The organism is Colwellia sp. SU-HH00943, assembly GCF_057546125.1.
Genome location: NZ_BAAJLW010000001.1, coordinates 645,384 through 672,345, shown reverse-complemented (window position 1 = coordinate 672,345; position 26,962 = coordinate 645,384). Strand labels below are relative to the sequence as shown.

Here is a 26,962-nt window from a genome sequence, read left to right as displayed (position 1 = left end):
AGCTTAAATATTTACCTGCAAGCGTGTTTTACTGATAGCTAAACCATTTTTATCACCATATATATACTGACCAGCAATAAAAGTCAGTCCAGCGAAGCTGATGTTTTCATTAATTTCGCCAATTCCTAACTTTTCTGTTTTGATGGGGTTGCAACCTAATGCTTTAACACCAAGTGATAGTGTCGCTATGGTGCCAGCATCTCGGATACAACCATTAATCACTATAGCTTGCCAGCCATTGCTGACAGCTTTTTCTGCCAGCATATCGCCAAGTAGCGCTTTGGTAAAACTGGCTTTTCCATCAACTACCATTACCTTGCCAGCGCCATTGGTGGCGACGAGTTCTTTGACTTTAGAATTATCGTTAAAGCAAGACACCGTCACTATTTCACCACTAAAAATAGTATTACCACCGTAATCATTAAATATGGGTTGAGCTAATTGTAGCTGTTGCTCATATTGGTCGAATAAATCAGGAAGTAGATCTAACATGATATTTGCGCACTATTTATGTGAATTTGCTCCTACTCTACCACCAATGAATGATAAACTAGTATCACGCAATATTATGATGAATATATGATCGGAACAAAAACATGCCTTGGATACAACTGAGATTAAGTGCCAATGAAGAAACCGCTGAAAAGTACAGTGACTGGTTGATGGCTTGCGGCTCACAAGCAGTGACTTTTATTGATGCTAAAGATACCCCTATTTATGAGCCTTTACCGGGTGATGAAGTCGTATATTGGTCAAATACTGTTGTTATGGGCCTGTTTGATGCTAGCCAAGATATGGATAAAGTGGTGAGTTATTTACAAAGCATTCACCCTGATAAAGCGCAAATGCAATATAAGCTTGAACAGCTCGAAGATAAAGATTGGGAGCGAGAGTGGATGGATAACTTTCACCCGATGAAATTTGGTGAACGTTTGTGGGTATGCCCAAGCTGGCGTGAAGTACCAGAGCCTGAAGCCGTCAATGTTATGCTCGACCCAGGTTTAGCTTTTGGTACAGGCACTCACCCAACAACAGCGCTTTGTTTAACTTGGCTTGATGGCTTAGATTTAACGGATAAAACGGTAGTAGACTTTGGCTGTGGTTCTGGCATTTTATCTTTAGCCGCTTTAAAGCTGGGGGCTAAAAAAGTCATAGGCATAGACATTGACCCACAAGCATTACAAGCCAGTTTAGCAAATGCTAAACGTAATAATGTTGATGACAGGTTAGAATTATTTTTACCTAAAGACCAGCCAACATTAAAAGCAGATGTGGTGGTTGCTAATATTTTAGCAGGGCCATTACGTGAGTTAGCGCCTACTATTATTGAGTTTGTTGGTGATAAAGGTTTATTGGCATTGTCTGGGGTATTGGAAGAACAAGCTCAAACACTACAAGCTATTTATGGTCAATGGTGCGATATGGAACCCGTGAGCGTGCAAGAAGAGTGGGTGCGTTTAAATGGGCAGCGTAAGTAGTATTTTCCATCTATGCAAAAGTATCATTTTATAGTTGATACTTTTGCAAAACTTTATGGGTTACTAAAAAAAGTACTTACTTATCTAATCACTTTAATTTAACTGTCAGAGTGCCTATTTTAAATCGGCTATCAAGGTCTTAAGCCATCTTTCTTCGGTTATAAAATACCAAGACCATTGTTGATAGTTTTTGCCAATGCCGAGCGTAAGTATTTCTTGTTCGGTTTTACCTTGTTTTAAAAATTGCTCTACGCGATCAATACTATAGTTAATCATGTCAGAAAACTCTTGGTAACGCTTCTTGTTTGTTAACTTACCGTGACCAGGAATAATAACCACATCATCAGGTATTTGGGTAATTAGCGCATTTACAGCGTTTAAATAACCTTTAACACTGCCGCCATTATTTATGTCGACGTAGGGAAAGCCCATTTCGAAAAACAAGTCACCTGTATGTAGCACATTGGCGCTCTTAAAATATACCGCAGTGTCACCGTCGGTATGAGCAGCGGGAAAGTGACTAAGCTGTATGACTTCATCAGACAAATAAATGTTTACCCCTTCTTCATATGTCACTACAGGTAAGGCAGCTTGCGTTGCTTCTTTTTGGTTGCTAAGCCTTTCCCTTACATTTTGGTGGGCAAAAATAGGCGCTTTATGAGAAAAAAAACTATTACCGCCAGTGTGATCTCCATGAAAATGCGTATTAACAACGTACTTCAATTCATTGTTACTAAGATTAGCCAAAGCTTTTTCAATTTTTTCTGCCAATGGCGCAAATTGATCATCAACTAACAATAAGCCGGATTTGGTTGCCAGTACGCCAATGTTACCACCAGAGCCTGTTAACATATAAACCTGTCCAGATGCTTTGGTCGCTTCTATGTTTACATCGTCAAAATTTCTTGCATATGATTGACTGCTCATAAGAGCAAAGAATGAAATAACCAGTAATAGAGTTTTCATAAGTTCTCACTTTGAATAATAGGTTCAATTACTTTATCGCACATTATAACCTTTCAAAAGAGCCATAAGCTGAAACGTAATATTTATCACATTTTTGTTAACTGATTGTACAAAATCTGTTCGCATCAAAGCTTTGTCAAAAGTCAATATATAAAAGATAAAAAAAAGCTAATTTTGTTTAAAAACTATGCTTTTCAAGGGGCGAAAAAACACGTAAACTTAGCGCCCTTTTGCAGTAATGCTTAAAAAATAGTCAGCTTAAAGTGTTCCATGTGGTGATGGTTTGGTAATCGGTTCATATCAATTTGATAGTAATGTTTTTTTGGCCCCTATGGCGGGCATTACTGATCAACCCTTTCGAGAGTTGTGCTGTCGTTTAGGTGCAGGCTTGGCAGTATCAGAAATGATATCCTCCAATCCGAAAGTGTGGAAAACCGAAAAATCAAAACTGCGGATGGTTCACAGTGATGATGCGGGTATTCGTAGCGTACAAATTGCTGGTAGCTGTCCTGATGAGTTGGCCTTTGCAGCAAAAGTTAATCGTGATAATGGCGCTCAAATTATTGATATTAATATGGGTTGTCCAGCGAAAAAGGTAAATAAAAAATTAGCGGGTTCGGCTTTATTAAGAGAACCAGCACAGGTTGAACAAATACTGAAATCTGTGGTGAGTGCTGTTGATATTCCGGTGACGTTAAAAATTCGCACTGGTTGGTGTGAAAATAGCCGCAATGGCATTGAGATTGCGAAAATTGCTCAAGATAACGGTATTGCTTCGCTAGCAGTACATGGTAGAACCCGTAATGACTTTTATAAAGGCAATGCGGAATACGACACTATTAAAGCAATTAAACAAGCTGTTTCAATTCCTGTTGTGGCTAATGGCGATATTACTTCGGTAGAAAAAGCCGAGCAGGTATTAAGCTATACCGGAGCCGATGCAATTATGATTGGCCGTGGTGCCCAAGGGCGACCTTGGATTTTTCGGGAAATTAATCATTTTTTGAAAACAGGAACCAAAATGTCCGCCCCCTCAGTGAATGAGATACGTTCAATAATGCTTGGACATGTAAAGGAATTACATCGGTTTTATGGTGACTATATGGGCGTGAGAATCGCTCGTAAACATGTGTCTTGGTATATTCATTCCCTTGCTTTACTCGCTGAAGAATTAGGTGAAGAATTTTCTGCAAAATTTGCAGGTGATCAAGGCAAAGCTTTTAGGGCTACTTTTAATGGTTTATCGTCAATAAGCGAACAGCTTGAGACGTTAGATCTTTGTTTTGACCAATGCGCTCAATAACGAGTGATTGGTTGTTTTATTTTATATTTATTAATAGAAAGAGTTGTACATTATGTTCGATCAAAATATTTCTTCTCCATTCATCACTGGTGATATTCAAACGCAAACTAAAACGTCTCCGTTACGTACTCAAGCTAAAATAGCTATCAATAATTACTTAAAGCAATTAAATGGTAATGATGTTGATGACATGTACGACCTTGTATTAAGCGAAATTGAAGCGCCTATGTTAGAAGAAGTAATGATGTATACCCGTGGCAATCAAACAAGAGCTGCAAACTTACTTGGTATTAACCGTGGTACTTTACGTAAGAAGTTAAAAAAATACGGTATGAACTAAAATTTTTAGGCGGGATCAACCTGCCAAGTAAAAGCACCCACGGGTGCTTTTATGTTTTTAAGCACTATTTAAAATTTATTTACTAAAAGGTCTACTAACTATCATGGATACTCCTCGTCCTATTAAACGTGCACTATTAAGTGTTTCTGATAAAACGGGTATTGTTGAATTTGCTCGTGAATTAGCTAACAAAGGTGTTGATCTCCTTTCAACCGGTGGCACAGCTAAATTACTTGCTGATAATGGCATTGCGGTTACTGAGGTTTCTGATTACACAGGTCACCCTGAAATTATGGACGGTCGTGTTAAAACCTTACACCCTAAAGTACATGGCGGTATTTTAGCGCGTCGTGGTACAGATGAAGCGGTAATGGACGAGAATAACATTAGCGCGATTGATATGGTTGTAGTTAACCTGTACCCATTTGCTAATGCAGTAAGCGATGAAAATTGTACGTTAGAAAATGCTATTGAGAATATTGATATTGGTGGTCCAACTATGGTTCGTGCTGCAGCGAAAAACCATAAAGATGTGACTATTGTTGTTAATGCCAGTGACTATGACCGTGTATTATCTGAAATGAATAGCAATGATGATTCATTAACATATCAAACACGTTTTGATTTAGCTATTGCTGCTTACGAACATACCGCAAGCTACGACGGTATGATTGCTAACTACTTTGGTAAAATGTTACCAGCTTACGGTGATAATGAAGCCACTCCTTCTTTTGAAGAAAAAGCGAAATTCCCTCGTACTTTCAATACTCAGTTTATTAAAACACAAGATTTACGCTACGGTGAGAATTCTCACCAAGACGCTGCTTTTTATAAAGAAGCTAATCCAGAAGAAGCGTCAATTTCAACGGCAACACAAATTCAAGGTAAAGCATTATCTTACAACAATATTGCTGATACCGATGCAGCATTAGAGTGTGTAAAAGAGTTTGATGAAGCAGCTTGTGTGATTGTTAAGCATGCAAACCCATGTGGTGTAGCTATTGGTGACAATATTCTTGCTGCATACGAAGGTGCATATAAAACTGATCCAACGTCAGCGTTTGGCGGTATTATTGCCTTTAACCGTGAGTTAGATGCCGATACTGCTGAAGCGATTGTGTCTCGTCAATTTGTTGAAGTAATTATCGCTCCTAGCGTGTCTGATGCTGCTGCACAAATTGTTGCGGCTAAACCAAATGTACGTTTATTAGCATGTGGTCAGTGGGATACAACAACGTCTGGTTTTGATTTCAAACGCGTTAATGGTGGCTTATTGGTTCAAGATAGAGATCAAGGTAAAGTAGCGAGCGATGAATTAAAAGTTGTGACTAAACGTCAGCCTAGCGAAGATGAACTACGTGACTTGAAATTTGTATGGAAAGTAGCGAAATTTGTTAAGTCAAATGCCATCGTTTATGCCAAAGGCAGTACTACTATTGGTGTTGGTGCAGGACAAATGAGTCGTGTTTATTCTGCTAAAGTTGCCGGTATTAAAGCGGCTGATGAAAACCTTGAAGTAAAAGGTTCAGTGATGGCGTCTGATGCATTCTTCCCATTCCGTGACGGCTTAGATGCTGCCGCTGAAGCGGGTATTACGGCAGTGATTCAACCTGGCGGTTCAATGCGCGATGATGAAGTGATTGCCGCAGCGGATGAGCATGGCATTGCCATGGTGTTTACCGGGATGCGCCACTTCCGCCATTAACAAATAACCTTGTTGCTATATAAAGCAAACTCTTCGCGATAAGTACTCACGTATAGTAATACGCTCCGTGCTTATTACTTGATTTTGAATTATATAGCTTAAAGATTTTTCGTTAATTATGAATTACAAACTAAGCAGTGTTGGTTGTTTATTTTATGTAACAAAATCAACGCTGCTTGTTTATTTAAAATCTGCTATAACTAGTGTTCTAATACTAATTACAATCAGTTAATGGAAAAATTATGACTCAGTTAAAAAGCTTAAAATCATTATTACTTACCACAACACTTACGTTAAGTGCGCTAGCTAGTGCTCAAATACATGCCCATGCTCATGAAACCCATGCAGCGAATAATGTGCTTGAGCAGGCGGTTAATGGTGATCACCGATCAGCTAAAAATAAGTCACGTGATAAATACCGTAATCCTGTTGCAACCCTAGAGTTTTTTGGTTTCAAGCCTGACATGACTGTGGTGGAAATTACTCCAGGCGGCGGTTGGTATACTGAAATTTTAGCGCCAGCGCTAAAAGGTACCGGTAAGCTTTATGGTGCCCATTACCCTGATACAGGCGAAGATAATTATTACTCTAATTCACGTAAAAGATTAGAAAAAAAATTAGCGTCCAATGTTGTCTTTAGTGAAGTGGTTTTAACGGATTTTGTGCCGCGTAAACAAAGTGAATTAGCACCTCAAGGTACTGCTGATTTAGTTGTTACCTTTCGAAACTTACATAACTGGCGTGATGAAGGTGTTGAGCAAGTATTTAAAGATGCCTTTAATGCTTTAAAACCAGGCGGTGTTTTAGGGGTTGTAGAACATAGATTACCAGCAGGTGGAGATCCTGAAAAATCAAGAGGCTATGTTTCAGAAACTAAAACGATTAATCAAGCAAAAGCGGCTGGTTTTAGGTTTGCTGGCGCGAGTGAGGTTAACGCCAATCCAAAAGATATGACTGAATACCCTAAGGGAGTTTGGACACTACCTCCAGTATTACGTTTAGGCGACACTGATAAAGAAAAGTATTTAGCCATTGGTGAAAGTGATCGTATGACTTTGAAGTTTGTTAAACCTGAAAAATAGCAGTTTTAACGATTTAAAAAGCAAACCAAATAATAGGAAAAATAAATGAAAATTTTAGTTATCGGCTCAGGTGGTCGTGAGCATGCATTAGCATGGAAAGCAGCGCAGTCTAGCCAAGTTACTAAAGTATATGTTGCTCCGGGAAATGCCGGTACAGCAACAGAAGATAAATTAGAAAATGTCGCGATAGATGTAAGTGACAATCAAGCATTAGTAGCTTTTGCACAAAAAGAAGCTATTACTTTAACTATTGTTGGCCCAGAGCAGCCATTAGTTGACGGTGTTGTTGATGCCTTCCAAGCAAGTGGCTTAACCATTTTTGGGCCAAGTGCTAAAGCAGCACAGCTTGAAGGTTCTAAATCTTTCACCAAAGACTTCTTAGCTCGCAATAATATTCCAACAGGCAGTTATGCAAACTTTACCGAAGTAGAGTCAGCATTAGCTTATGTACGTGAGCAAGGCGCTCCCATTGTTGTTAAAGCGGATGGTTTAGCGGCAGGTAAAGGTGTTATTGTTGCGCTTACTTTAGCTGAAGCTGAAGATGCAATTAAAGACATGTTAGCAGGAAATGCTTTTGGTGATGCAGGTCATCGCGTTGTTATTGAAGAGTTTCTTGAAGGTGAAGAAGCCAGTTTTATTGTTATGGTAGACGGTAAAAACGTATTACCTATGGCAACAAGCCAAGATCACAAACGTGCTTTAAATGGCGATTTAGGGCCAAATACCGGTGGTATGGGCGCATATTCTCCAGCACCTGTTGTTACACAAGAAATACACGATCGTATTATGGCCGAAGTCATCATGCCTACGGTTGAAGGTATGGCGGCAGAAGGCGCACCTTATTTAGGCTTTTTATACGCAGGTTTAATGATTGCTAATGATGGCACGCCAAATGTTATTGAATATAACTGTCGCTTCGGTGATCCTGAAACACAACCAATTATGATGCGTTTGCAATCTGATTTAGTTGATTTATGTTTAGCGGCAACGCGTGGTGAATTAGACAAAGTAACGGCTGATTTTGATAGTCGTGCTGCGGTTGGTGTTGTTTTAGCTGCTAATGGTTACCCTGCTAGCTACCCGAAAGGGGATGTTATTTCTGGCCTTGATACCAACACTAACGACGCGGCTAAAACCTTCCATGCAGGCACTAAGTTAAATGAGCAAGGTGAAGTGGTGACTAATGGTGGACGTGTACTTTGTGCAACGGCGCTAGGTAATACAGTTACAGAAGCACAGCAATCAGCCTATGAGTTGTTACATCAAATCACGTGGCAAGGTGTTGAGTTTAGAACTGATATTGCTTATCGCGCAATTGAACGTGAGCAAAAAAGCTAGTTACTATTGAGTGCATAAGCACTATAGCGTAGAGACTTAAGGGCTGATAAGTAATGTTATCAGCCCTTTTTTTATTTCAAAATGTCTACTTAGGCAATAAGTGATTTGAGAAAAATAGAAGTATTAAGGCAGGTTTAAGTACGATATTCTGCGTTGATTCTCACGTAATCATAACTAAAATCACAGGTCCAAATAGTGGCATTGGCGTTGCCTCGATGTAATTGTACGGTTATGTCTATTTCCGCTTGATTCATTACCGCTTGACCTTCTTGTTCTTGATAACTTGCGGCACGGCCACCCTTTTCGGCCACCAGTACGTCACCAAAATAAAGCTCTAATTGGTCAGTGTCTAAATCTGCCAGTGATTCACATTCACGAGAGGCATAACCAATGGCAGCCAATACTCTGCCTAAATTAGGATCTGAGGCGAACATCGCCGTTTTTACTAATGGACTTTTACCTATGGAGAAGCCAATGGTTTTAGCTTCTTCAATACTGAGCGCGCCATTAATGGTGACCGTTAAAAATTTGGTTGCGCCTTCACCATCGCGTACTATGGCTTTGGCTAGGTATTGCGCTGTTTCAAGCAAAGCTTGGTATATGTTGTTAAAGCCTTCATCTTCACGTTGATTAATGGTTGGTGTGTTACTTTTACCTGTGGCAATAACAATAAATGAATCGTTAGTTGAAGTGTCACCATCAACCGAAATGCAGTTAAATGATAAGTCGGCAATTTCTTTCGTTATTTCATCTAATAATGGTTGCGCAATATTGGCGTCTGTTGCGATAAACCCTAGCATGGTAGCCATATTAGGATGGATCATACCTGCACCTTTAGATATGCCAGTTACATTAACTTGCTCATACCCTATTGTTGTTTTGGTAGCGTAAGCTTTGGGGGCTATGTCTGTGGTCATAATTGCTGAAGCGGCATCAGCCCAATTATTACTGGTTAAGTTACTTACTGCATGAGGTAAGCCTGCTAGCAATTTATCCATTGGTAAATGCTCTAAAATTACCCCAGTTGAAAAAGGTAATATGGCCTTAACGGGGATTGACATAATTTCAGCTAAATGCTCGCAAGTACTTATTGCATCTAACATGCCTTGCTCGCCTGTTCCTGCATTAGCATTACCGGTATTAATTACTAAGGCTTTAATGCTTGCTACTTCGCCACTGTTTACAGCAGCTAAGTGCTTTTTACATAAGGTCACTGGAGCAGCACAAAAGCGATTTTGGGTAAATACACCTGATACAGCGCTACCTTCTGTAACTTCAATAACAAGTAAGTCTTTACGATTTTCTTGTTTGATATTGGATTCTGCCCAACCTAGGCGTATGCCTTTAATAGGGGTAAGTGAGGCAGGGTTTATTTCGGGTAAATTAACAGGCATTTTGGAACAATCTATAACGGAAAAATTAGATAGATATTACGCTTTTATGGATTTTTATGCAAAAGCAATCACGCTAATTTACATAGATGAAGTGTTGAAATACTTGATAGTTGGAATAGTGCTTATTTTAGGTTAATTTTTGGGCACAAAAAAGCCCACCTGAGTGGGCTTTTATATTAGCAATAGTTAATTACTGCAATTACTTAGCTTCTTTAGCTGCTTTAACTTCAGCGATAACTTCTTCAGCTACGTTTTGTGGACATGGCATGTAGTGAGAGAATTCCATAGAGAATTGACCACGACCTGATGTCATTGTACGTAGAGATCCGATGTAACCGAACATTTCTGAAAGAGGAACATCAGCTTTAATGCGAACACCAGAAGTACCAGCTTCTTGGTCTTTGATCATACCGCGACGACGGTTTAAATCACCAATAACATCACCAACGTGATCTTCTGGCGTAAACACATCAACCTTCATGATAGGTTCGATTAACTGAGCACCTGCTTTTGGAATTGATTGACGGAATGCGCCTTTAGCAGCGATTTCGAAAGCAACAGCTGATGAATCAACTGCGTGGAAGCCACCGTCGAATAATTCAATTTCAACGTCAAGTACAGGGAAACCAGCTAAAGTACCTTCATCCATCATGCTCTTGAAGCCTTTTTCAATCGCAGGGAAGAATTCTTTAGGAACGTTACCACCAACAACTGTTGAAGAGAACACGAAACCTGAACCTGGCTCACCAGGACGGATGCGGTAATCAATTTTACCGAATTGACCAGAACCACCAGATTGTTTCTTATGCGTGTAAGAATCTTCAATCGGTTGAGTAATAGTTTCACGGTAAGCAACTTGTGGTTTACCAACTTCTAAATCAACGCCGTAAGTACGCTTAAGGATATCTACTTTGATATCTAAGTGAAGTTCACCCATACCTTTAAGGATGGTTTCACCTGAATCTTGGTCAGTTTCAACTTTAAAAGTTGGATCTTCTGCAACCATTTTACCGATAGCAATACCCATTTTCTCTGTAGAACCTTTATCTTTAGGTGCAACAGCAATTGAGATTACTGGCTCTGGGAATACCATCGCTTCAAGAGTACATGGCTCTTTAGTTGAACATAAAGTGTGACCAGTTTGAACGTTCTTCATACCAACGATAGCTAAAATGTCACCTGCTTGAGCAGATGTTAATTCAGTACGATCTTCAGCTTGCATCTCAACCATACGGCCGATACGTTCTGTTTTACCAGTGAATGAGTTAAGTACTGTATCACCTTTGTTTAACGTACCTGAGTATACACGTACGAAAGTAAGGGCACCGAAACGGTCATCCATAATTTTGAATGCTAATGCACGGAAAGGCTCTTCAGCATCAACTAATGCGAATTCACCAGTAGGCTCACCTTCTTCGTCAGTTAACGGCTGAGGTGGAACTTCAGTTGGTGATGGTAAGTAATCAACAACAGCATCAAGAAGAAGTTGCATACCTTTGTTCTTAAATGCAGAACCACAGTAAGTTGGGAAGAACAATAATTCATTAGTACCTTTACGGATACATGCTTTGATTTGCTCGTCTGTTGGGTTTACTTCGCCTTCTAAGTATTCCATTAATAAGTCTTCGTCAGCTTCTAACGCAGTCTCAATTAACATTTCACGGTATTCAGCAGCTTGCTCTACCATGTCAGCAGGAATATCTTGTACTTCGTAGTTTTCAGGTTGACCTGAATCATCCCATACGTAAGCTTTTTGGCTTAATACGTCAACAACACCTACGAAGTTATCTTCTTCACCAATTGGTAAAGTCATAACAAGTGGGTTAGCACCAAGTACGTTTTGTACTTGATCTTTAACGCGGAAGAAATCTGCACCTAAACGGTCAAGTTTGTTAACGAAAATCAAACGAGCAACTTTTGACTCGTTCGCATAACGCCAGTTAGTTTCTGATTGCGGCTCAACACCACCAGAACCACAGAATACACCGATACCACCATCAAGAACTTTAAGTGAACGATATACTTCAACTGTGAAGTCAACGTGACCAGGAGTGTCGATTACGTTAAAACGGTGTTTTTTCCACTCACAAGTTACCGCAGCAGACTGGATAGTAATACCGCGCTCAGCTTCTTGTTCCATGAAGTCAGTTGTTGACTCACCGTCATGTACTTCACCGATTTTGTGGATCATACCGGTTAGTTTAAGGATACGTTCAGTTGTTGTGGTTTTACCCGCATCAACGTGAGCGAAAATACCAATGTTTCTGTATTTTGATAAATCTGCCATTAGATTACTCTACTTAGTTAATGTCTATTCTGCTTTCTTATATTTATATCGGTTTACTTCTTTATAAGTATAAGAAAGCAGAACTGTTGAAAATTTGCGCGCGAGTATACCATTACTCGACAAAGATCGGTAGAAGATTGACAAATAAATTGTAAATAGCATAAAAAATTACAAAGTGTTGCTTATATATAGGTAAAAACAATTTAAGATGTAAGTATTAACTGTTGTGCTAAGCAGTAATCAAGTTATTGAACTACAATGTGGCTTATCTTTATTTAGCTTTTGATGGTAGTCAATTTATCCGTTAGCTACTTATACAATTGCTTGCTTTTATAGCATTTCAGTAATAAAGAATACGACGTAAATCTGAGTAAGTAGATTTAATGACTAACTTAACCTATACCAGAATACTCAAAATACAAACGCTAACAGACAGAATAATAAAGTAACTTCACTTTTTATCACAGGATGAAATTTAAATGATTCTCTTTTTTATATGTATAACGCTACTTATTTTAGGATATAAATTTTACAGTCCTTTTATAGAAAAGCAGGCAGGTATTGATAAAACTATTGAGACGCCACAAGTACGTTTTGACGAAGGGGTTGATTATGTTGCTGTTCACCCTGTTAAAGCTTATTTAATTCAGTTTTTAAATATTGCAGGGGTGGGGCCAATCTTTGGCCCTATTCTTGGTGCTTTGTATGGACCAATTGCTTTGGTGTGGATTGTGCTGGGTAATATTCTTGGTGGTGCTGTTCACGATTATTTCTCTGGCGTGATGAGTATTAAAGAAGACGGTAAGAGTCTTCCTGAAATAGCTGGTCATTACTTTAATATTTTCTATAAAGGTCTGATGCTGATCTTTACTGCGATGCTACTGTTTTTTGTTGGTGTGGTTTTTATTATGAGCCCTGCCGGGTTATTAAGTAGCTTAAGTTATTTTGAAGGAACTTTCCTCGCAAACAACACTTTTTGGGTGTTGATGATATTAGGCTATTATTTTCTCGCTACCTTATTACCTATTGATAAAATTATAACTAAGCTTTATCCCTTGTTTGGTTTGCTAATGATAGTAATGACAACGTTAATTGCTATTTCGCTTTTATTTAATGCACCTCATTTACCTGTTATAGGAGATTTCTGGGGATACTTTAATCATGACCATTTTGCTCATGATTTCCTCGAGCCAAATCCTGACGGTTTACCTGTTTGGCCTTTATTATTTATCACAATAACTTGTGGTGCGATAAGTGGTTTTCATTCAACTCAAGCGCCTATCATGGCGCGTTGTTTAACGAATGAAAAATATGTTCGTCCAGTATATTACGGCGCCATGATGTCTGAAGGTATTGTTGGTTGTGTATGGGCAATGGCGGGTATTGCTGCTTTTCCAGAAGGCTACATAGGGCTTAAATCTATGTTAGCAGAAGGAGGTCCAGGTTTAGTGGTAAATCATATCGCGACGACTTACTTAGGTGTTTTAGGCGGCGTTATGGCGATTATTGCTGTTGCTGTGTTTCCAATAACGTCGGGTGATACTGCCTTTAGATCATTACGTTTAACCATAGTTGATGCTTTTAATATTTCACAAAGTATTCGAAACCGTATTTTCTTAGCTGTACCTATTCTAGTGATTGCGTATTTTATGACTAAAATAGATTTTTCGTTAATTTGGCGATACTTTGCTTTTTCTAATATGCTGCTTTCAACTAGCGTACTCTGGTTGGCAACAAAATATTTATTTGATCGTAAAGCCTTTCACTGGATAGTGAGTATTCCTGCCGTTATCGGAACCAGTGTAACAGTTTCTTATATTATGACTGCAGCAATAGGTTTTAATTTGCCGGCACAAAATAGCCAATATATCGGCATAGGTGTAGCGGTATTGTTATTAGTTGTTTTAAGTTGGTTGCATGCTAAGCATACAGCGCCAGTAAAAGCATAAAAAGCATAAGAGAAATATTTCAGTAAACACACTCATGATGAATGACAATGTGTTTACTGAAAAGCATATTTTTACAGATAAGATTACCTCAATTCTCTTCGCAATAACTTGCCGACGCTAGATTTAGGGATCTCTTCAAGGAAGGTGATTTTTTTCGGCACTTTATATGCGGTTAGTCCTTTCTTGCAGAAGTCGATAATATCTTGTTCGGAGATACCTTCATCTTCTTTGACCACGAATAATTGAATTGCTTCACCTGTTTTAGGATCACTTACACCAATACAAGCGGATTCTAGAATACCCGCCATTTTGGCAACTTCTGCTTCGATTTCATTAGGAAAGACATTAAAGCCAGAAACATTAATCATATCTTTTTTTCTGTCTACGATATGAAAAAAACCTTTATCATCAAGTGTGGCAATATCACCAGTTTTGAAATAACCATCGTCAGTCATACATTCTGAAGTAGCTTTTTCATTTTGCCAATATCCAGGCATTACTTGTGGACCTTTAGCACATAACTCACCAGCTTCCCCTTGGGAAACCTCATTACCATCATCATCGCGGATTGAAATATCAGTATTAGGTAAAGGAACACCAATGCCCGGGACATAATCAGTTTGATTGCTATTCCCAAAATTTAACGTCAAAATAGGTGATGTTTCAGATAAGCCATAGCCTTCATGTAAACGCACACCAGTTACCTGTTGCCATTTATCCGCAACAGCTTGCTGTACTGCTGCACCACCACCAATACAAAGTTTCAGTGATGAAAAGTCTATTTGATCAAAACCTGGGGTATGTAATAAGCCATTAAACAGGGTGTTTACGCCAGTGAACATAGTGGCATTGGCAGTTTTCCAAACCTCAACAAAACTTGGCATATCACGGGGGTTGGTGACTAAGATATTTTTAGCACCAAAGCAAAAATAGGCTAAGGTATTCGCCGTTAATGCAAAGATGTGGTACATGGGGATCGCTGTGATAATCACTTCATTGCCATAGGCTATATGATTTTTAGCAAATTCTTGATATTGCAAAATATTGGCAATTAAGTTGCCGTGACTTAACATTGCGCCTTTTGATAAACCCGTAGTGCCGCCAGTGTACTGTAAGAATAATAGATCTTCTTGGCATAATGTTGGTTCAGTCAACTTAAGGGACTTGCCTTGTGTTAATGCTTCAGTAAAGCTAATGGTATTCGTTAAACGCTCATCGACAGGTGCACACGGTAAACCTTTATTGACTAAGTCATCTAAATTAACTGTGATGACGTTTTTCACATCGGTATTGTCAATAATGTCAGCTAGCACTTTCGTTGAAGGCGAAAAAATTATAATAGTGTCAACTTGGGCATCTTTTAACTGGTGCTGTAACTCTCTTGGCGTATACATCGGGTTAACATTTACTTGTACTGCGCCCACGCGAATGATACCCCACATGGCAACAGGAAAGCATAGAGTGTTGGGACACATTAAGGCAATTCGTTGACCTTTTTTGATATGTAAACTTGATTGTAAATAAGCAGCAAAGTGCAACGATAATTCATCTACTTGCTGGTAGGTTAGATCAGCACCGAAATTACTATAAGCAACTTGGTCTTTATATTTTGGCACAGTGCTTTTAAATAAGTCGATTAAAGAAGCATAGCGTTGTAAATCAACATCATAAGCTACGTTACTTGGATAATTAGTAAGCCAATTTTTAGCCATCTGCTTTCCCTTTTACCATTATTAAAATATAGCGTCGAGTGTAGTCTGTTTTAATTAAGAAACAAAATATCTTTTAGTTAATGAATGTTAACGAATAATTAAGATTGTCGATGAAATAAGTGCTTGCTCAATACTTAATTTTATGTATAATACGCGACCACATTCAGGTAGCTGAGTGTTTTTGTTTTATCGTTAATAAATAGATAAGGCAAACAAAAGAGGTAATTTATAAATATAACTTATAGTTACTTTCTTTTTACAGCAACGCTAATTTTGCGTTGAATGTTTATTTAGTAATACACCCCCTTCCGGTACATAAGGAAGCAGAGGGATGTATTTTTTTGTTCTTTTAAAAGGGGATTTGTTTCATGACAAATCAAAGAATTCGCATTCGTTTGAAAGCGTTCGATCATCGTTTGATTGATCAATCTACAGCAGAAATCGTTGATACTGCAAAGCGTACAGGTGCTCAGGTTCGTGGTCCTATTCCACTTCCTACACGTAAAGAGCGTTTTACAATCTTGATTTCTCCACACGTTAACAAAGATGCACGTGATCAGTACGAAATTCGTACTCACAAACGCATGATTGATATCGTTGAACCAACTGAAAAGACTGTTGACGCACTTATGCGTTTAGATCTTGCAGCTGGTGTTGATGTTCAAATCAGCTTGGGCTAAGAGGAGTTTTAACAATGACTATAGGTCTAGTTGGACGTAAAGTGGGTATGACTCGCATCTTCACTGAAGATGGTATTTCTACTCCTGTTACCGTTCTAGAAGTTGAAGCGAACCGTGTTGCTCAGGTTAAAACTGTAGACAACGATGGTTATTCAGCGCTTCAAGTTACTACGGGCAGCAAAAAAGCGAACCGTGTTAACAAACCAGCAGCTGGTCATTTCGCGAAAGCAGGTATCGAAGCAGGTCGTGGCCTGTGGGAATTCCGCTTAAACGAAAATGAAGGCAGCGACATTGAAGCTGGCAGTGAAATCACTGTTGATATCTTCAATGACACTAAATTAGTAGACGTAACTGGTACCTCAAAAGGTAAAGGTTTCCAAGGTGGTATCAAGCGCTGGAATTTCAGCATGCAAGATGCAACGCATGGTAACTCGATTTCTCACCGCTCTAACGGTTCGTTAGGTCAGTGTCAAACACCAGGTCGCGTTTTCAAAGGCAAAAAGATGTCTGGTCATATGGGTGCTGTGCGCGTTACTACACAAAACCTTGAATTGGTTCGCGTTGATGCAGAACGTAACTTGCTACTTGTTAAAGGTGCAGTTCCGGGTGCTATCAATGGCAACGTAATCATCAAACCAGCTGTTAAAGCTTAGTCCAGGAGATTTTGTGATGGAATTATCATTAAAAGACGCATCAGGTGCTCTTGAAGTTTCTGAAGCAACTTTTGGACGTGAGTTTAATGAAGCTTTAGTACACCAAGTAGTAGTTGCCTATGCAGCTGGTGCTCGTCAAGGTACTCGTGCTCAAAAAACTCGCTCAGAAGTTAGCGGCGGTGGCAAGAAGCCATGGCGTCAAAAAGGTACTGGCCGTGCACGTGCTGGTACTACTCGTGGTCCAATTTGGCGTTCAGGTGGCGTAACATTCGCTGCTAAACCTCAAGATCACAGCCAAAAAGTTAACCGTAAAATGTATCGTGGTGCTATTGCTAGCATCCTTTCTGAATTAGTTCGTCAAGAACGTTTAGTTGTAGTGAATGATTTCGCGGTAGAAACACCTAAAACTAAAGACTTAGTTGCTAAGTTAAAAGGTTTAGAGCTTAAAGACGTATTGATTGTAACTAAAGAAGTTGATGAGAACTTATTCTTATCAGCGCGTAACTTATACAAAGTTGACGCAGTAGATGTACAAGCAATCGACCCTGTAAGTTTAGTTGGTTTCGAGAAAGTTTTAATTACTGCTGATGCAGTTAAAGAAATTGAGGGGATTTTAGCATGATAAACGAAGAACGTTTGTTAAAAGTGCTTTTAGCACCAAATATTTCTGAAAAAGCAACTGTAGCTGCTGAAGCAAACAACACTGTTGTTTTCAAAGTAACTACTGATGCAACTAAAGCTGAAATCAAAGCGGCAGTTGAGAAGCTTTTTGAAGTTTCTGTAGTAGGTGTTAACACACTTAATGTTAAGGGTAAAACAAAACGTACTGGTGCTCGTTTTGGTCGTCGTAACGACTGGAAAAAAGCCTACGTAACTCTTGCAGAAGGTAGTGACATCGACTTCGTTGGCGCAGAGCAATAGGAGAGAGAAAATGGCTATAGTAAAATGTAAACCTACTTCTCCGGGTCGTCGTCACCTAGTTAAAGTGGTAAACAAAGAGCTTCATAAAGGTAAGCCTTATGCACCACTATTAGACACACAGTCTAAGTCTGGTGGTCGTAACAATAATGGTCGTATTACTGTTCGTCATATTGGCGGTGGTCATAAGCATCATTATCGTATCATTGACTTTAAACGCAACAAAGATGGCATTCCAGCTAAAGTTGAGCGTTTAGAATATGATCCAAACCGCAGTGCTAACATTGCTTTAGTATTATACGCAGATGGTGAACGTCGTTACATCTTAGCCCCTAAAGGCTTGACAGCTGGTGATTCAATCCAGTCTGGTGTAGATGCTCCTATTAAAGCGGGTAATGCAATGCCACTTCGCAACACACCATTAGGTAGTGTTGTTCACGCAATCGAACTAAAACCAGGTAAGGGCGCGCAAATTGCACGTGCTGCTGGTACTTACGCACAATTAGTTGCGAAAGATGGTGCTTATGTAACTTTACGTCTTCGTTCAGGCGAAATGCGCAAAGTTGAAGCAGATTGTCGTGCTACTTTAGGTGAAATCGGCAATGCTGAACACATGCTTCGCTCTTTAGGTAAAGCAGGTGCTTCACGCTGGCGCGGTGTTCGCCCAACTGTTCGTGGTGTTGCTATGAACCCAGTTGACCATCCACACGGTGGTGGTGAAGGTAAAACATCTGGCGGTCGTCACCCGGTATCACCTTGGGGTGTACCAACTAAGGGTTACAAGACTCGTAAGAACAAGCGTACTGATAAGTTTATCGTACGTCGTCGTACTAAGTAATTAGTGCATTAAACTAAATACTCTCAATTATCGAGAAGCCCTCGGTAATTAGAGTACTGATAATTAAGGAATCACCATGCCACGTTCCCTCAAGAAAGGTCCTTTTATTGACCTACACTTGTTGACGAAGGTAGAGAAAGCGGTGGAAAGCGGGAATAAAAAGCCAATTAAAACTTGGTCCCGTCGTTCAATGATCATCCCTACGATGATCGGATTGACCATAGCTGTCCATAATGGCCGTCAACACGTTCCTGTATTTGTTACCGAAGAAATGATCGGTCACAAATTAGGAGAATTTGCACCAACTCGTACTTATCGCGGTCATATCGCTGATAAGAAGTCGAAATAAGGGGAAATTAGATGGAAGCAATTGCTATACATAAATTTGCCCGCGGTTCTGCACAAAAAGCACGTTTAGTTGCGGATCAAATCCGCGGCGTACACGTTGAGAAAGCACTTGAAATTTTAACTTACAGCAACAAATCAGCTGCTGACTTAGTTAAAAAAGTTCTTAACTCAGCGATTGCTAATGCAGAGCACAATGAAGGTGCAGACATTGATGAATTATTCGTTAAAACCATTATGGTTGACGATGGTCCTACAATGAAACGTATTAGACCACGTGCGAAAGGCCGTGCCGATCGCATCATAAAGCGCACAAGTCACATTACTGTGATTGTGTCTGATAGCTAGGAGTATATTAGTATGGGTCAAAAAGTACATCCAAACGGTATTCGCTTAGGTATCACAAAACCTTATGCGTCTACTTGGTTTGCAAGCAGCGCTGATTTTGCTAACAACTTAGACGGGGACCACAAGGTTCGCGAATATTTGACAGCAAAACTTAAGAAAGCGTCATTGTCTAAGGTAGTTATTGAGCGTCCAGCTAAATCTATCCGCGTAACAATTCACACGGCTCGTCCAGGTGTTGTTATCGGTAAGAAAGGCGAAGATGTTGAAAAATTACGTTTAGCTGTTTCTAAAATTGCTGGTGTGCCTGCTCAAATCAACATCGCTGAAGTACGTAAGCCAGAAATGGATGCGCAGCTTGTTGCAGACAGCATTGCTAGTCAATTAGAGCGTCGTGTTATGTTCCGTCGCGCTATGAAGCGTGCCGTTCAAAACGCTATGCGTTTAGGCGCCAAAGGCATCAAAGTACAAGTTAGTGGTCGTTTAGGCGGCGCTGATATTGCACGTGCAGAATGGTATCGTGAAGGTCGTGTACCTCTACATACATTACGTGCTGATATCGACTACGCAATTGCGCGTGGTGACACTACTTATGGTGTTATTGGTATTAAAGTTTGGATCTTTAAAGGCGAAATCATTGGTAAAATGCCATTGCAAGCAGAGCAACCAGCTGCTAAGCCTAAAAGAAAAAACAATCGTAAAAACAGTAAGTAAGAGGAATAAGTAATGTTACAACCAAAACGTACTAAATTCCGCAAGCAGATGAAACTGCGCAACCGTGGCTTATCGCACACAGGTAGCTCAGTTAGCTTCGGTACTTACGGTTTAAAATCGGTTGAACGTGGTCGTATGACTGCGCGCCAAATTGAAGCCGCACGTCGAGCTATGACTCGTCACGTTAAGCGTCAAGGTAAAATCTGGATCCGTGTATTCCCTGACAAGCCAATTACTAAGAAGCCTCTTGAGGTTCGTATGGGTAAAGGTAAAGGTTCAGTAGAATATTGGGTTTGCCAAATTCTTCCTGGTCGTGTTCTTTATGAAATGGAAGGTGTTTCTGAAGAATTAGCACGCGAAGCATTTGCTTTAGCTGCTGCTAAACTTCCGTTTAAAACTACCTTCGTAACTAGGACGGTAATGTAATGAAAGCTAGCGAACTTAAAGCAAAAAGCATTGAAGAGCTAAACGCTGAATTACTAGAGCTTTTACGCGAGCAGTTTAACTACCGCATGCAAGCAAGCACTGGTCAATTAGCACAAACTCATTTGCTAAGAACTGTACGTCGCAACATTGCACGTGTAAAGACTATCATCACTGAAAAGGCAGGTAAGTAATGAGCGAAGCAAAAATCCGCACACTACAAGGCGTTGTTATCAGTAACAAAATGGATAAGTCTATTGTTGTAATGATCGAACGTCGCGTTAAGCACCCTATATACGGTAAATTCATCACGCGTTCAACTAAGTTGAAAGCACATGATGAAACTAACGTATGTAATGAAGGTGATGTAGTAACTATCACTGAATGCGCACCAATTTCTAAGTCTAAGAACTGGAAATTAGTAGACGTTGTTGTTAAAGCTTAATTTTATTTAAGTATCGTAAGCGAGAAATATTCAAGTTTACGATTAACAAAAAATGTTATTTGAAAACCCTTATCATTTATTTGGTAAGGGTTTTTTATTGCGCTGAGAATATGTTAATTAATTGCGCTTAATCTTAAATATTGGCATGTGGAAAATAATGTCATTAAAAAGTGCTTAAGCCAGTTATAAAACTTGTTTTGTTTCACCATAAAAGAAGTGTTCATTTTTTAGTAGATTAAACTACCACTTTAGCATTAGTGGTGTTATAATCTCGCGCCCGTTCGCTTTGAGTGGCTGATTTATTCAGTTGTTTTAAGAAAGGGGGCGGTCTTTTTAAAGGCAGTGACGGGTCAATTTCTGGCCTTGAATTATAATATATCTTTTTGTTTTACATATGATTTTAGTCGTATTGAGAAAAAGATGAAGCGGAGCAAAAATCAATGATCCAAATGCAATCACAGCTAAATGTTGCTGATAACAGTGGCGCTAAGCGTGTTCAGTGTATAAAGGTTCTTGGTGGCTCGCACCGTCGCTATGCACGTATTGGAGATATCATCAAAGTTGCCGTCAAGGAAGCAAGTCCTCGCGGTAAAGTAAAAAAAGGTGATGTTCACACTGCGGTAGTGGTGCGCACTAAGAAAGGTGTTCGTCGTACAGATGGTTCTGCCATCCGTTTTGATGAAAACGCGGCTGTAATGCTTAATGCAAGCTTACAACCAATTGGTACTCGTATTTTCGGGCCTGTGACACGTGAACTTCGTAATGAAAAATTTATGAAAATCGTATCATTAGCACCAGAAGTACTATAAGGAGTCACGATAATGGCATCTAAGATTCGTCGTGATGATGAAGTAATCGTACTTGCAGGTAAAGACAAGGGCAAAACTGGTAAAGTTACTAAAGTTCTTGTTGAAGAAAGCAAAGTATACGTAGAAGGCGTTAACTTAATCAAAAAACACACTAAGCCTGTACCTCAGTTACAGCAGCCTGGTGGCATCATTGAAAAAGAAGCACCTTTACATGTTTCTAACGTAGCTATCCTTAACCCTAAATCGGGTAAGGCTGACCGCGTTGGTTTTAGAGTTGAAGACGGCAAAAAAGTTCGTTTCTTCAAATCTGATAACGAATTAATTTAATTGGAGTAAACGATGGCGAAACTGCATGATTTTTACAAAGATACAGTTGTAGCTGAACTTTCAAAAGAGTTCGGTTATAAAAGTGTCATGCAAGTCCCTCGGATTGAAAAGATCACCCTTAACATGGGTGTTGGTGAAGCTATTGCTGATAAAAAAGTATTAGAGCACGCCACGAATGATCTTACTGCAATCTCAGGTCAAAAGCCGGTCACGACAGTAGCACGCAAATCAGTTGCGGGCTTCAAAATTCGTGAAGGCTACCCTATTGGTACAAAAGTAACTCTACGCGGCGAGCGTATGTGGGAATTTTTAGAGCGTTTAATCTCTATCTCAATTCCTCGTATCCGTGACTTCCGTGGCTTAAATCCTAAGTCATTCGATGGTCGTGGTAACTACAGCATGGGCGTTCGTGAGCAAATTATCTTCCCTGAAATCGATTACGATAAAATCGATAAAATTCGCGGAATGGATATCACTATTACTACTAGCGCGAAAAATAACGAAGAAGGACATGCTTTATTGTCTGCCTTTAATTTCCCGTTCAAGAAGAAGGTGTAGAGTTATGGCTAAAGCGTCAATGAAAGCTCGTGAAGCAAAACGTACTAAACTAGTAGCTCAGTACGCTGAAAAGCGTCGTGCGTTAAAAGAAATCATCTCAAGTCCAGAATCTTCGGAAGAAGATCGTTGGGATGCGGTATTGAAACTTCAAAGTTTACCTCGTGATTCATCACGTAGCCGTCAGCGTAACCGCTGTAATGTTACTGGTCGTCCACATGGTTACTTACGTAAATTCGGCTTAAGCCGTATTAAGTTGCGTGAAGCAACTATGCGTGGTGAAGTTCCAGGTCTTAAGAAAGCTAGTTGGTAATTCACGGGAGTAAATGGTTATGATGACTGATCCTATCGCGGACATGTTTACACGCATCCGCAACGGTCAATCTGCAGCAAAAGTTGCAGTAACAATGCCGTCTTCAAAGTTAAAAGTTGCAATTGCTAACTTACTTAAAGAAGAAGGTTATATTTCAGATTATTCAGTGGCTGGCGAAGTTAAGCCTGAGCTTTCTGTTGAGTTGAAGTATTTTGAAGGTAAAGAAGTAATTGAATCGATCAAGCGTGTTTCACGTCCTGGTCTTCGTATATACAAAAGCTGTGATGAACTTCCTAAAGTTCTTGCAGGTATGGGTATTGCGATTGTTTCTACTTCTAAAGGTTTGATGACGGATCGCGCCGCTCGCTCTGCGGGTATTGGTGGTGAAGTTATTGGTTTCGTAGAGTAAGGAGAATATTATGTCTCGTGTTGCAAAAGCACCTGTCGTTGTTCCTGCTGGCGTTACCATTACGTTATCAGGTCAAGACATAAAAGTTAAAGGTCCAGTAGGTGAATTATCACATACGATTCATAGCTTGGTTGCAGTTTCTCAAGAAGAAAGTGAAATCAAAGTGAATGTAGCTAGTGATGAAAAAACTGCATGGGCACAAGCCGGTACTGCTCGCGCTTTAATCAACAACATGGTTGAAGGTGTTAGCAAAGGTTTTGAAAAGAAATTAGTTTTACAAGGTGTTGGTTACCGTGCTAAAGCTGCTGGTAAATCGCTTGATTTATCTTTAGGTTTTTCACACCCAATCAAACACGCTATTCCTGAGGGAGTAAAGTGTGAAACTCCAAGCCAAACTGAAATCACCCTTACAGGTGCTGATAAACAGTTAGTTGGTCAAACCGCTGCGAACATTCGTGCTTACCGTAAGCCAGAGCCTTATAAAGGTAAAGGTGTACGTTATGCTGATGAATACGTTCGTCGTAAAGAAGCTAAGAAGAAGTAGGGTAATACTATGGATAAGAAAACATCTCGTTTGCGCCGCGCTAAACGCGCTCGTGCAAAAATCAGCGAGCTGGGTGCGAATCGTTTAGTTATAAACCGTACTCCTCGTCACATTTACGCTCAACTAATCGCGCCAAATGGTAGCGAAGTAATTGCTTCAGCGTCTACATTAGACAAAGAAGTAGCTGCTCAAGTTGAAAAAACAGGTAACATTGCAGCAGCAACAGCAGTTGGTAAAGCCATTGCTGAACGTGCTGTAGCCAAAGGCGTTTCAAAAGTTGCTTTTGATCGCTCTGGTTTCCTTTACCACGGTCGCGTAAAAGCGTTAGCAGAAGCAGCTCGTGAAGCTGGTCTTCAATTCTAGGGGTTGATAATGGCTAATCATAATCAAGAAAACTCACAACAAAGTGATATGGCTGAAAAGCTAATCGCCGTTAACCGCGTATCAAAAGTGGTTAAAGGTGGTCGTATTTTCAGTTTCACCGCATTAACAGTAGTTGGTGACGGTAATGGTCGTGTTGGTTTTGGTTACGGTAAAGCACGTGAAGTGCCTGCTGCAATCCAAAAAGCAATGGAAAAAGCACGTCGTAACATAGTAACTATTGACTTGAAGGGTACTACTCTTCAACACCCAATCAAGGGTCGTCATTCAGGTTCTAAAGTTTACATGCAACCAGCTTCTGAAGGTACAGGTATTATTGCCGGTGGTGCAATGCGTGCCGTACTTGAAGTTGCAGGCGTTCAGAACGTATTAAGTAAAGCATACGGTTCTACTAACCCAATTAACGTAGTTCGCGCTACTGTTTCTGCCCTAGCGAATATGCATTCGCCAGAAGGCATGGCAGCAAAACGTGGTCTTAGCGTTGATGAAATACTGGGGTAATTCAGCATGTCTAAAACAGTTAAAGTAACACAAGTAAAAAGTTCTATTGGTCGTTTACCGAAACATAGAGCTACATTAAAAGGCCTTGGTTTACGTCGTATCAATCATACAGTTGAGTTAGAAGATACTCCTTCTGTACGTGGTATGATCAACAAGGTTTACTATATGGTTAAGGTGGAGGATTAATTATGCATTTAAATACTTTATCCCCTGCACCGGGATCTCACAAAGCTAAGAAGCGCTGTGGTCGTGGTATTGGTTCAGGCATCGGTAAAACTGGTGGTCGTGGTCACAAAGGTCAGAAGTCTCGTTCTGGCGGTAGTGTTCGTCCAGGTTTTGAAGGTGGTCAAATGCCATTGAAACAACGTTTACCTAAATTTGGTTTTACTTCACGTAAATCTTTAGTTCGCGCTGAAGTTCGTTTACACGAATTAAACCTAATCAAAGGTGATGTTGTTGATATTCACGCGTTAAAAGATGCTGGACTAATCAGCCGTAACATTGAAACAGCAAAAATTATGCTGTCTGGCGAAATTACTCGCAAGATCACTGTTCGCGGTTTAGGCGTAACTAAAGGTGCTCGTGCAGCTATTGAAGCTGCCGGTGGTAACATCGAGGAATAATACAGATTATGGCTACACCAGGAATGGATAATAAGGGCGCAGGCGGATTGTCTGAGCTTAAGCAAAGATTATGGTTTGTATTCGTAGCACTAGTTGTGTTGCGTTTAGGATCATTTGTACCAATCCCTGGTATTGACGCCGCTGTATTAGCTCAGTTCTTTGAACAACAAAAGGGCACCATCGTAGAAATGTTTAACATGTTCTCTGGTGGTGCACTTGAGCGAGCCTCAGTATTGGCTTTGGGTATTATGCCGTACATTTCGGCTTCAATTATTATGCAACTGCTTACGGTGATGAGCCCTAAATTTGCAGAGCTTAAGAAAGAAGGTGAAGCTGGACGTCGTAAAATCAGTCAATACACACGCTACGGCACATTAGTTCTAGCAACAGTACAATCGATAGCGATTGCTCGAAGCTTACCGGATATGATGCAAGGCTTAGTAATAAATGCTGGCTTTGGTTTCTATTTCACGGCAGTAGTTAGTTTAGTCACTGGTACCATGTTTTTAATGTGGTTAGGTGAACAAATTACTGAACGTGGTATAGGTAATGGTATCTCAATCATTATCTTTGCGGGTATTGTTGCTGGCATGCCATCAGCAGTTGGTCAAACAGCTGAGATGGCGCGTCAAGGTGAATTGCACTTATTAGTATTATTGCTTATCGGCGTTGTGGTATTTGCAGTAACTTTCTTAGTGGTATTTGTAGAGCGTGGTCAACGACGTATTGTTGTTAACTATGCGAAACGTCAGCAAGGACGTAAAGTGTTTGCTGCTCAAAGTACGCATTTACCATTGAAAGTAAATATGGCGGGTGTTATCCCACCTATTTTTGCTTCAAGTATTATCTTGTTCCCAGGCACGCTTGCGAGCTGGTTTGGCCAAGGTGAAGGCGCGGTTGCTGATTTCTTACAAGGCGTTTCTCTGGCTATGTCGCCAGGTCAGCCTTTGTATGTATTAATGTTAGCAGCAGCAATTATATTCTTCTGTTTTTTCTATACGGCATTGGTTTTCAATCCGCGTGAAACTGCAGATAATTTGAAAAAATCAGGTGCATTCATTCCAGGGATTCGTCCGGGTGAACAAACATCCAAATACATTGATAAAGTAATGACACGTTTAACTCTAGCGGGTGCGTTATACATTACCTTTATCTGTTTGGTTCCTGAATTCATGATGATAGCGTGGGATGTTCAATTCTATTTCGGTGGAACATCTTTATTAATTATCGTTGTTGTTATTATGGATTTTATGGCACAAGTACAAACACATATGATGTCTCATCAATATGATAATGTACTTAAAAAAGCAAACTTAAAAGGTTACGGCCGCTAGGTCGGACTAATTTAGTTAACGGAGTATAAAATGAAAGTACGTGCATCCGTAAAAAAGATTTGTCGTAATTGTAAAGTGGTTAAGCGTAAAGGCGTTATTCGCGTTCTTTGTTCTGAACCAAAGCACAAACAAAGACAAGGTTAATAACCTTATTGTAGATGAAGTTTAAATTTCGCATTAAAGTGCGAATAAACTAACGCCTACGTATAAATCTTTTTGAACTGGCATTATGCAGATTTTTCTGTATAATG

Annotated in this window: 35 protein-coding genes; 30 read left to right on the top strand and 5 right to left on the bottom strand. The window is 39.9% G+C overall.

The window, feature by feature from the left end; translation table 11 throughout:
* Window positions 1–3 precede the first annotated feature (3 nt).
* Entirely contained in the window at window positions 4–492 is a 489-nt protein-coding gene (locus AC27GZ_RS02940) for a putative 4-hydroxy-4-methyl-2-oxoglutarate aldolase (RefSeq protein ID WP_487093376.1), read from the bottom strand.
* 104 nt (window positions 493–596) lie between these two features.
* Between AC27GZ_RS02940 and prmA the strand changes: the two genes are divergently transcribed.
* Window positions 597–1,478 (top strand): 50S ribosomal protein L11 methyltransferase, encoded by an 882-nt coding sequence (gene prmA, locus AC27GZ_RS02935; protein WP_487093375.1) that lies wholly within the window; start codon window positions 597–599, stop codon window positions 1,476–1,478.
* Between the two features lie 114 nt (window positions 1,479–1,592).
* Here the strand turns inward: prmA and AC27GZ_RS02930 are convergent, their stop codons facing one another.
* Complete coding sequence (locus AC27GZ_RS02930) at window positions 1,593–2,444, bottom strand: MBL fold metallo-hydrolase (RefSeq protein ID WP_487093374.1); 852 nt, start codon at window positions 2,442–2,444, stop codon at window positions 1,593–1,595.
* A 283-nt stretch (window positions 2,445–2,727) separates the two neighbouring features.
* Between AC27GZ_RS02930 and dusB the strand changes: the two genes are divergently transcribed.
* The 5 genes from dusB (at window position 2,728) to purD (ending at window position 8,212) form a co-directional block, all read left to right on the top strand.
* Window positions 2,728–3,747, top strand: coding sequence for a tRNA dihydrouridine synthase DusB (gene dusB, locus AC27GZ_RS02925; RefSeq protein WP_487093373.1), 1,020 nt, complete (start codon window positions 2,728–2,730; stop codon window positions 3,745–3,747).
* 52 nt (window positions 3,748–3,799) lie between these two features.
* Window positions 3,800–4,087 (top strand): DNA-binding transcriptional regulator Fis, encoded by a 288-nt coding sequence (gene fis, locus AC27GZ_RS02920; protein ID WP_487093372.1) that lies wholly within the window; start codon window positions 3,800–3,802, stop codon window positions 4,085–4,087.
* 103 nt (window positions 4,088–4,190) lie between these two features.
* On the top strand, window positions 4,191–5,792 hold the full coding sequence (gene purH / locus AC27GZ_RS02915) for a bifunctional phosphoribosylaminoimidazolecarboxamide formyltransferase/IMP cyclohydrolase (RefSeq protein WP_487093371.1): 1,602 nt from the start codon (window positions 4,191–4,193) through the stop codon (window positions 5,790–5,792).
* A gap of 242 nt (window positions 5,793–6,034) precedes the next feature.
* Window positions 6,035–6,874 (top strand): class I SAM-dependent methyltransferase, encoded by an 840-nt coding sequence (locus AC27GZ_RS02910; protein ID WP_487093370.1) that lies wholly within the window; start codon window positions 6,035–6,037, stop codon window positions 6,872–6,874.
* Window positions 6,875–6,919: 45 nt separating this feature from the next.
* A complete protein-coding gene (gene purD, locus AC27GZ_RS02905) occupies window positions 6,920–8,212 on the top strand; it encodes a phosphoribosylamine--glycine ligase (RefSeq protein WP_487093369.1) in 1,293 nt (430 codons plus the stop codon).
* Window positions 8,213–8,346: 134 nt separating this feature from the next.
* Here purD and argJ read toward each other — a convergent pair whose 3' ends face one another.
* Entirely contained in the window at window positions 8,347–9,606 is a 1,260-nt protein-coding gene (gene argJ / locus AC27GZ_RS02900; RefSeq protein ID WP_487093368.1) for a bifunctional glutamate N-acetyltransferase/amino-acid acetyltransferase ArgJ, read from the bottom strand.
* A 199-nt stretch (window positions 9,607–9,805) separates the two neighbouring features.
* A complete protein-coding gene (gene fusA, locus AC27GZ_RS02895; protein ID WP_487093367.1) occupies window positions 9,806–11,893 on the bottom strand; it encodes an elongation factor G in 2,088 nt (695 codons plus the stop codon).
* 479 nt (window positions 11,894–12,372) lie between these two features.
* Here fusA and AC27GZ_RS02890 point away from each other — a divergent pair, with 479 nt between their 5' ends.
* Window positions 12,373–13,842, top strand: coding sequence for a carbon starvation CstA family protein (locus AC27GZ_RS02890; RefSeq protein ID WP_487093366.1), 1,470 nt, complete (start codon window positions 12,373–12,375; stop codon window positions 13,840–13,842).
* An 83-nt stretch (window positions 13,843–13,925) separates the two neighbouring features.
* On the opposite strand, the gene AC27GZ_RS02885 is transcribed toward AC27GZ_RS02890, so the two are convergent.
* The gene (locus AC27GZ_RS02885; RefSeq protein WP_487093365.1) at window positions 13,926–15,554 is read right to left on the bottom strand and encodes an AMP-binding protein; all 1,629 of its coding nucleotides are present in this window, start codon (window positions 15,552–15,554) and stop codon (window positions 13,926–13,928) included.
* Between the two features lie 368 nt (window positions 15,555–15,922).
* Here AC27GZ_RS02885 and rpsJ point away from each other — a divergent pair, with 368 nt between their 5' ends.
* From rpsJ to rpmJ, 23 genes are all read left to right on the top strand, one after another.
* Window positions 15,923–16,234, top strand: a complete 312-nt coding sequence (gene rpsJ / locus AC27GZ_RS02880) for a 30S ribosomal protein S10 (RefSeq protein ID WP_487093364.1) — start codon at window positions 15,923–15,925, stop codon at window positions 16,232–16,234.
* 14 nt (window positions 16,235–16,248) lie between these two features.
* Window positions 16,249–16,887: a 50S ribosomal protein L3 gene (gene rplC / locus AC27GZ_RS02875; protein ID WP_487093363.1), complete on the top strand. Its 639-nt coding sequence runs from the start codon at window positions 16,249–16,251 to the stop codon at window positions 16,885–16,887.
* Window positions 16,888–16,903: 16 nt separating this feature from the next.
* Window positions 16,904–17,509: a 50S ribosomal protein L4 gene (gene rplD, locus AC27GZ_RS02870; RefSeq protein ID WP_487051394.1), complete on the top strand. Its 606-nt coding sequence runs from the start codon at window positions 16,904–16,906 to the stop codon at window positions 17,507–17,509.
* Window positions 17,506–17,808 (top strand): 50S ribosomal protein L23, encoded by a 303-nt coding sequence (gene rplW / locus AC27GZ_RS02865; RefSeq protein WP_487051396.1) that lies wholly within the window; start codon window positions 17,506–17,508, stop codon window positions 17,806–17,808. Before rplD ends, rplW begins: the two co-directional genes overlap by 4 nt.
* A 10-nt stretch (window positions 17,809–17,818) precedes the next feature.
* Window positions 17,819–18,643 (top strand): 50S ribosomal protein L2, encoded by an 825-nt coding sequence (gene rplB, locus AC27GZ_RS02860; RefSeq protein WP_487093362.1) that lies wholly within the window; start codon window positions 17,819–17,821, stop codon window positions 18,641–18,643.
* Window positions 18,644–18,719: 76 nt separating this feature from the next.
* Window positions 18,720–18,992 carry a 30S ribosomal protein S19 gene (rpsS, locus tag AC27GZ_RS02855; RefSeq protein WP_487093361.1) on the top strand — a complete coding sequence of 91 codons (273 nt, stop codon included), beginning with the start codon at window positions 18,720–18,722 and terminating at the stop codon, window positions 18,990–18,992.
* 11 nt (window positions 18,993–19,003) lie between these two features.
* Window positions 19,004–19,336, top strand: a complete 333-nt coding sequence (gene rplV, locus AC27GZ_RS02850; RefSeq protein WP_487093360.1) for a 50S ribosomal protein L22 — start codon at window positions 19,004–19,006, stop codon at window positions 19,334–19,336.
* 12 nt (window positions 19,337–19,348) lie between these two features.
* Window positions 19,349–20,047: a 30S ribosomal protein S3 gene (gene rpsC, locus AC27GZ_RS02845; protein ID WP_487093359.1), complete on the top strand. Its 699-nt coding sequence runs from the start codon at window positions 19,349–19,351 to the stop codon at window positions 20,045–20,047.
* 12 nt (window positions 20,048–20,059) lie between these two features.
* Window positions 20,060–20,473 carry a 50S ribosomal protein L16 gene (gene rplP, locus AC27GZ_RS02840; RefSeq protein ID WP_118958500.1) on the top strand — a complete coding sequence of 138 codons (414 nt, stop codon included), beginning with the start codon at window positions 20,060–20,062 and terminating at the stop codon, window positions 20,471–20,473.
* Window positions 20,473–20,664 (top strand): 50S ribosomal protein L29, encoded by a 192-nt coding sequence (gene rpmC / locus AC27GZ_RS02835; RefSeq protein ID WP_159821672.1) that lies wholly within the window; start codon window positions 20,473–20,475, stop codon window positions 20,662–20,664. Before rplP ends, rpmC begins: the two co-directional genes overlap by 1 nt.
* Complete coding sequence (gene rpsQ, locus AC27GZ_RS02830) at window positions 20,664–20,915, top strand: 30S ribosomal protein S17 (protein WP_487093358.1); 252 nt, start codon at window positions 20,664–20,666, stop codon at window positions 20,913–20,915. The genes rpmC and rpsQ overlap by 1 nt, the downstream gene beginning before the upstream one ends.
* A gap of 440 nt (window positions 20,916–21,355) precedes the next feature.
* Window positions 21,356–21,724, top strand: a complete 369-nt coding sequence (gene rplN, locus AC27GZ_RS02825; protein ID WP_159817695.1) for a 50S ribosomal protein L14 — start codon at window positions 21,356–21,358, stop codon at window positions 21,722–21,724.
* A 12-nt stretch (window positions 21,725–21,736) separates the two neighbouring features.
* Window positions 21,737–22,051, top strand: coding sequence for a 50S ribosomal protein L24 (gene rplX, locus AC27GZ_RS02820; RefSeq protein ID WP_487093357.1), 315 nt, complete (start codon window positions 21,737–21,739; stop codon window positions 22,049–22,051).
* 12 nt (window positions 22,052–22,063) lie between these two features.
* Window positions 22,064–22,609 carry a 50S ribosomal protein L5 gene (rplE, locus tag AC27GZ_RS02815; RefSeq protein WP_487093356.1) on the top strand — a complete coding sequence of 182 codons (546 nt, stop codon included), beginning with the start codon at window positions 22,064–22,066 and terminating at the stop codon, window positions 22,607–22,609.
* A gap of 4 nt (window positions 22,610–22,613) precedes the next feature.
* Entirely contained in the window at window positions 22,614–22,919 is a 306-nt protein-coding gene (gene rpsN / locus AC27GZ_RS02810; RefSeq protein WP_487093355.1) for a 30S ribosomal protein S14, read from the top strand.
* A gap of 19 nt (window positions 22,920–22,938) precedes the next feature.
* The gene (gene rpsH, locus AC27GZ_RS02805; RefSeq protein ID WP_487093354.1) at window positions 22,939–23,328 is read left to right on the top strand and encodes a 30S ribosomal protein S8; all 390 of its coding nucleotides are present in this window, start codon (window positions 22,939–22,941) and stop codon (window positions 23,326–23,328) included.
* A 10-nt stretch (window positions 23,329–23,338) separates the two neighbouring features.
* Window positions 23,339–23,872 (top strand): 50S ribosomal protein L6, encoded by a 534-nt coding sequence (gene rplF / locus AC27GZ_RS02800; RefSeq protein ID WP_487093353.1) that lies wholly within the window; start codon window positions 23,339–23,341, stop codon window positions 23,870–23,872.
* A gap of 9 nt (window positions 23,873–23,881) precedes the next feature.
* The gene (gene rplR / locus AC27GZ_RS02795) at window positions 23,882–24,235 is read left to right on the top strand and encodes a 50S ribosomal protein L18 (RefSeq protein ID WP_487093352.1); all 354 of its coding nucleotides are present in this window, start codon (window positions 23,882–23,884) and stop codon (window positions 24,233–24,235) included.
* A gap of 9 nt (window positions 24,236–24,244) precedes the next feature.
* Window positions 24,245–24,754: a 30S ribosomal protein S5 gene (gene rpsE, locus AC27GZ_RS02790; protein ID WP_487093351.1), complete on the top strand. Its 510-nt coding sequence runs from the start codon at window positions 24,245–24,247 to the stop codon at window positions 24,752–24,754.
* Between the two features lie 6 nt (window positions 24,755–24,760).
* Window positions 24,761–24,940 (top strand): 50S ribosomal protein L30, encoded by a 180-nt coding sequence (gene rpmD / locus AC27GZ_RS02785; protein ID WP_353537953.1) that lies wholly within the window; start codon window positions 24,761–24,763, stop codon window positions 24,938–24,940.
* Window positions 24,941–24,942: 2 nt separating this feature from the next.
* Entirely contained in the window at window positions 24,943–25,377 is a 435-nt protein-coding gene (gene rplO, locus AC27GZ_RS02780) for a 50S ribosomal protein L15 (RefSeq protein WP_487051433.1), read from the top strand.
* Between the two features lie 8 nt (window positions 25,378–25,385).
* Window positions 25,386–26,711 (top strand): preprotein translocase subunit SecY, encoded by a 1,326-nt coding sequence (secY, locus tag AC27GZ_RS02775; protein ID WP_487093350.1) that lies wholly within the window; start codon window positions 25,386–25,388, stop codon window positions 26,709–26,711.
* Between the two features lie 30 nt (window positions 26,712–26,741).
* Window positions 26,742–26,855: a 50S ribosomal protein L36 gene (gene rpmJ / locus AC27GZ_RS02770; protein ID WP_130603190.1), complete on the top strand. Its 114-nt coding sequence runs from the start codon at window positions 26,742–26,744 to the stop codon at window positions 26,853–26,855.
* The last annotated feature ends 107 nt before the right edge of the window (window positions 26,856–26,962 follow it).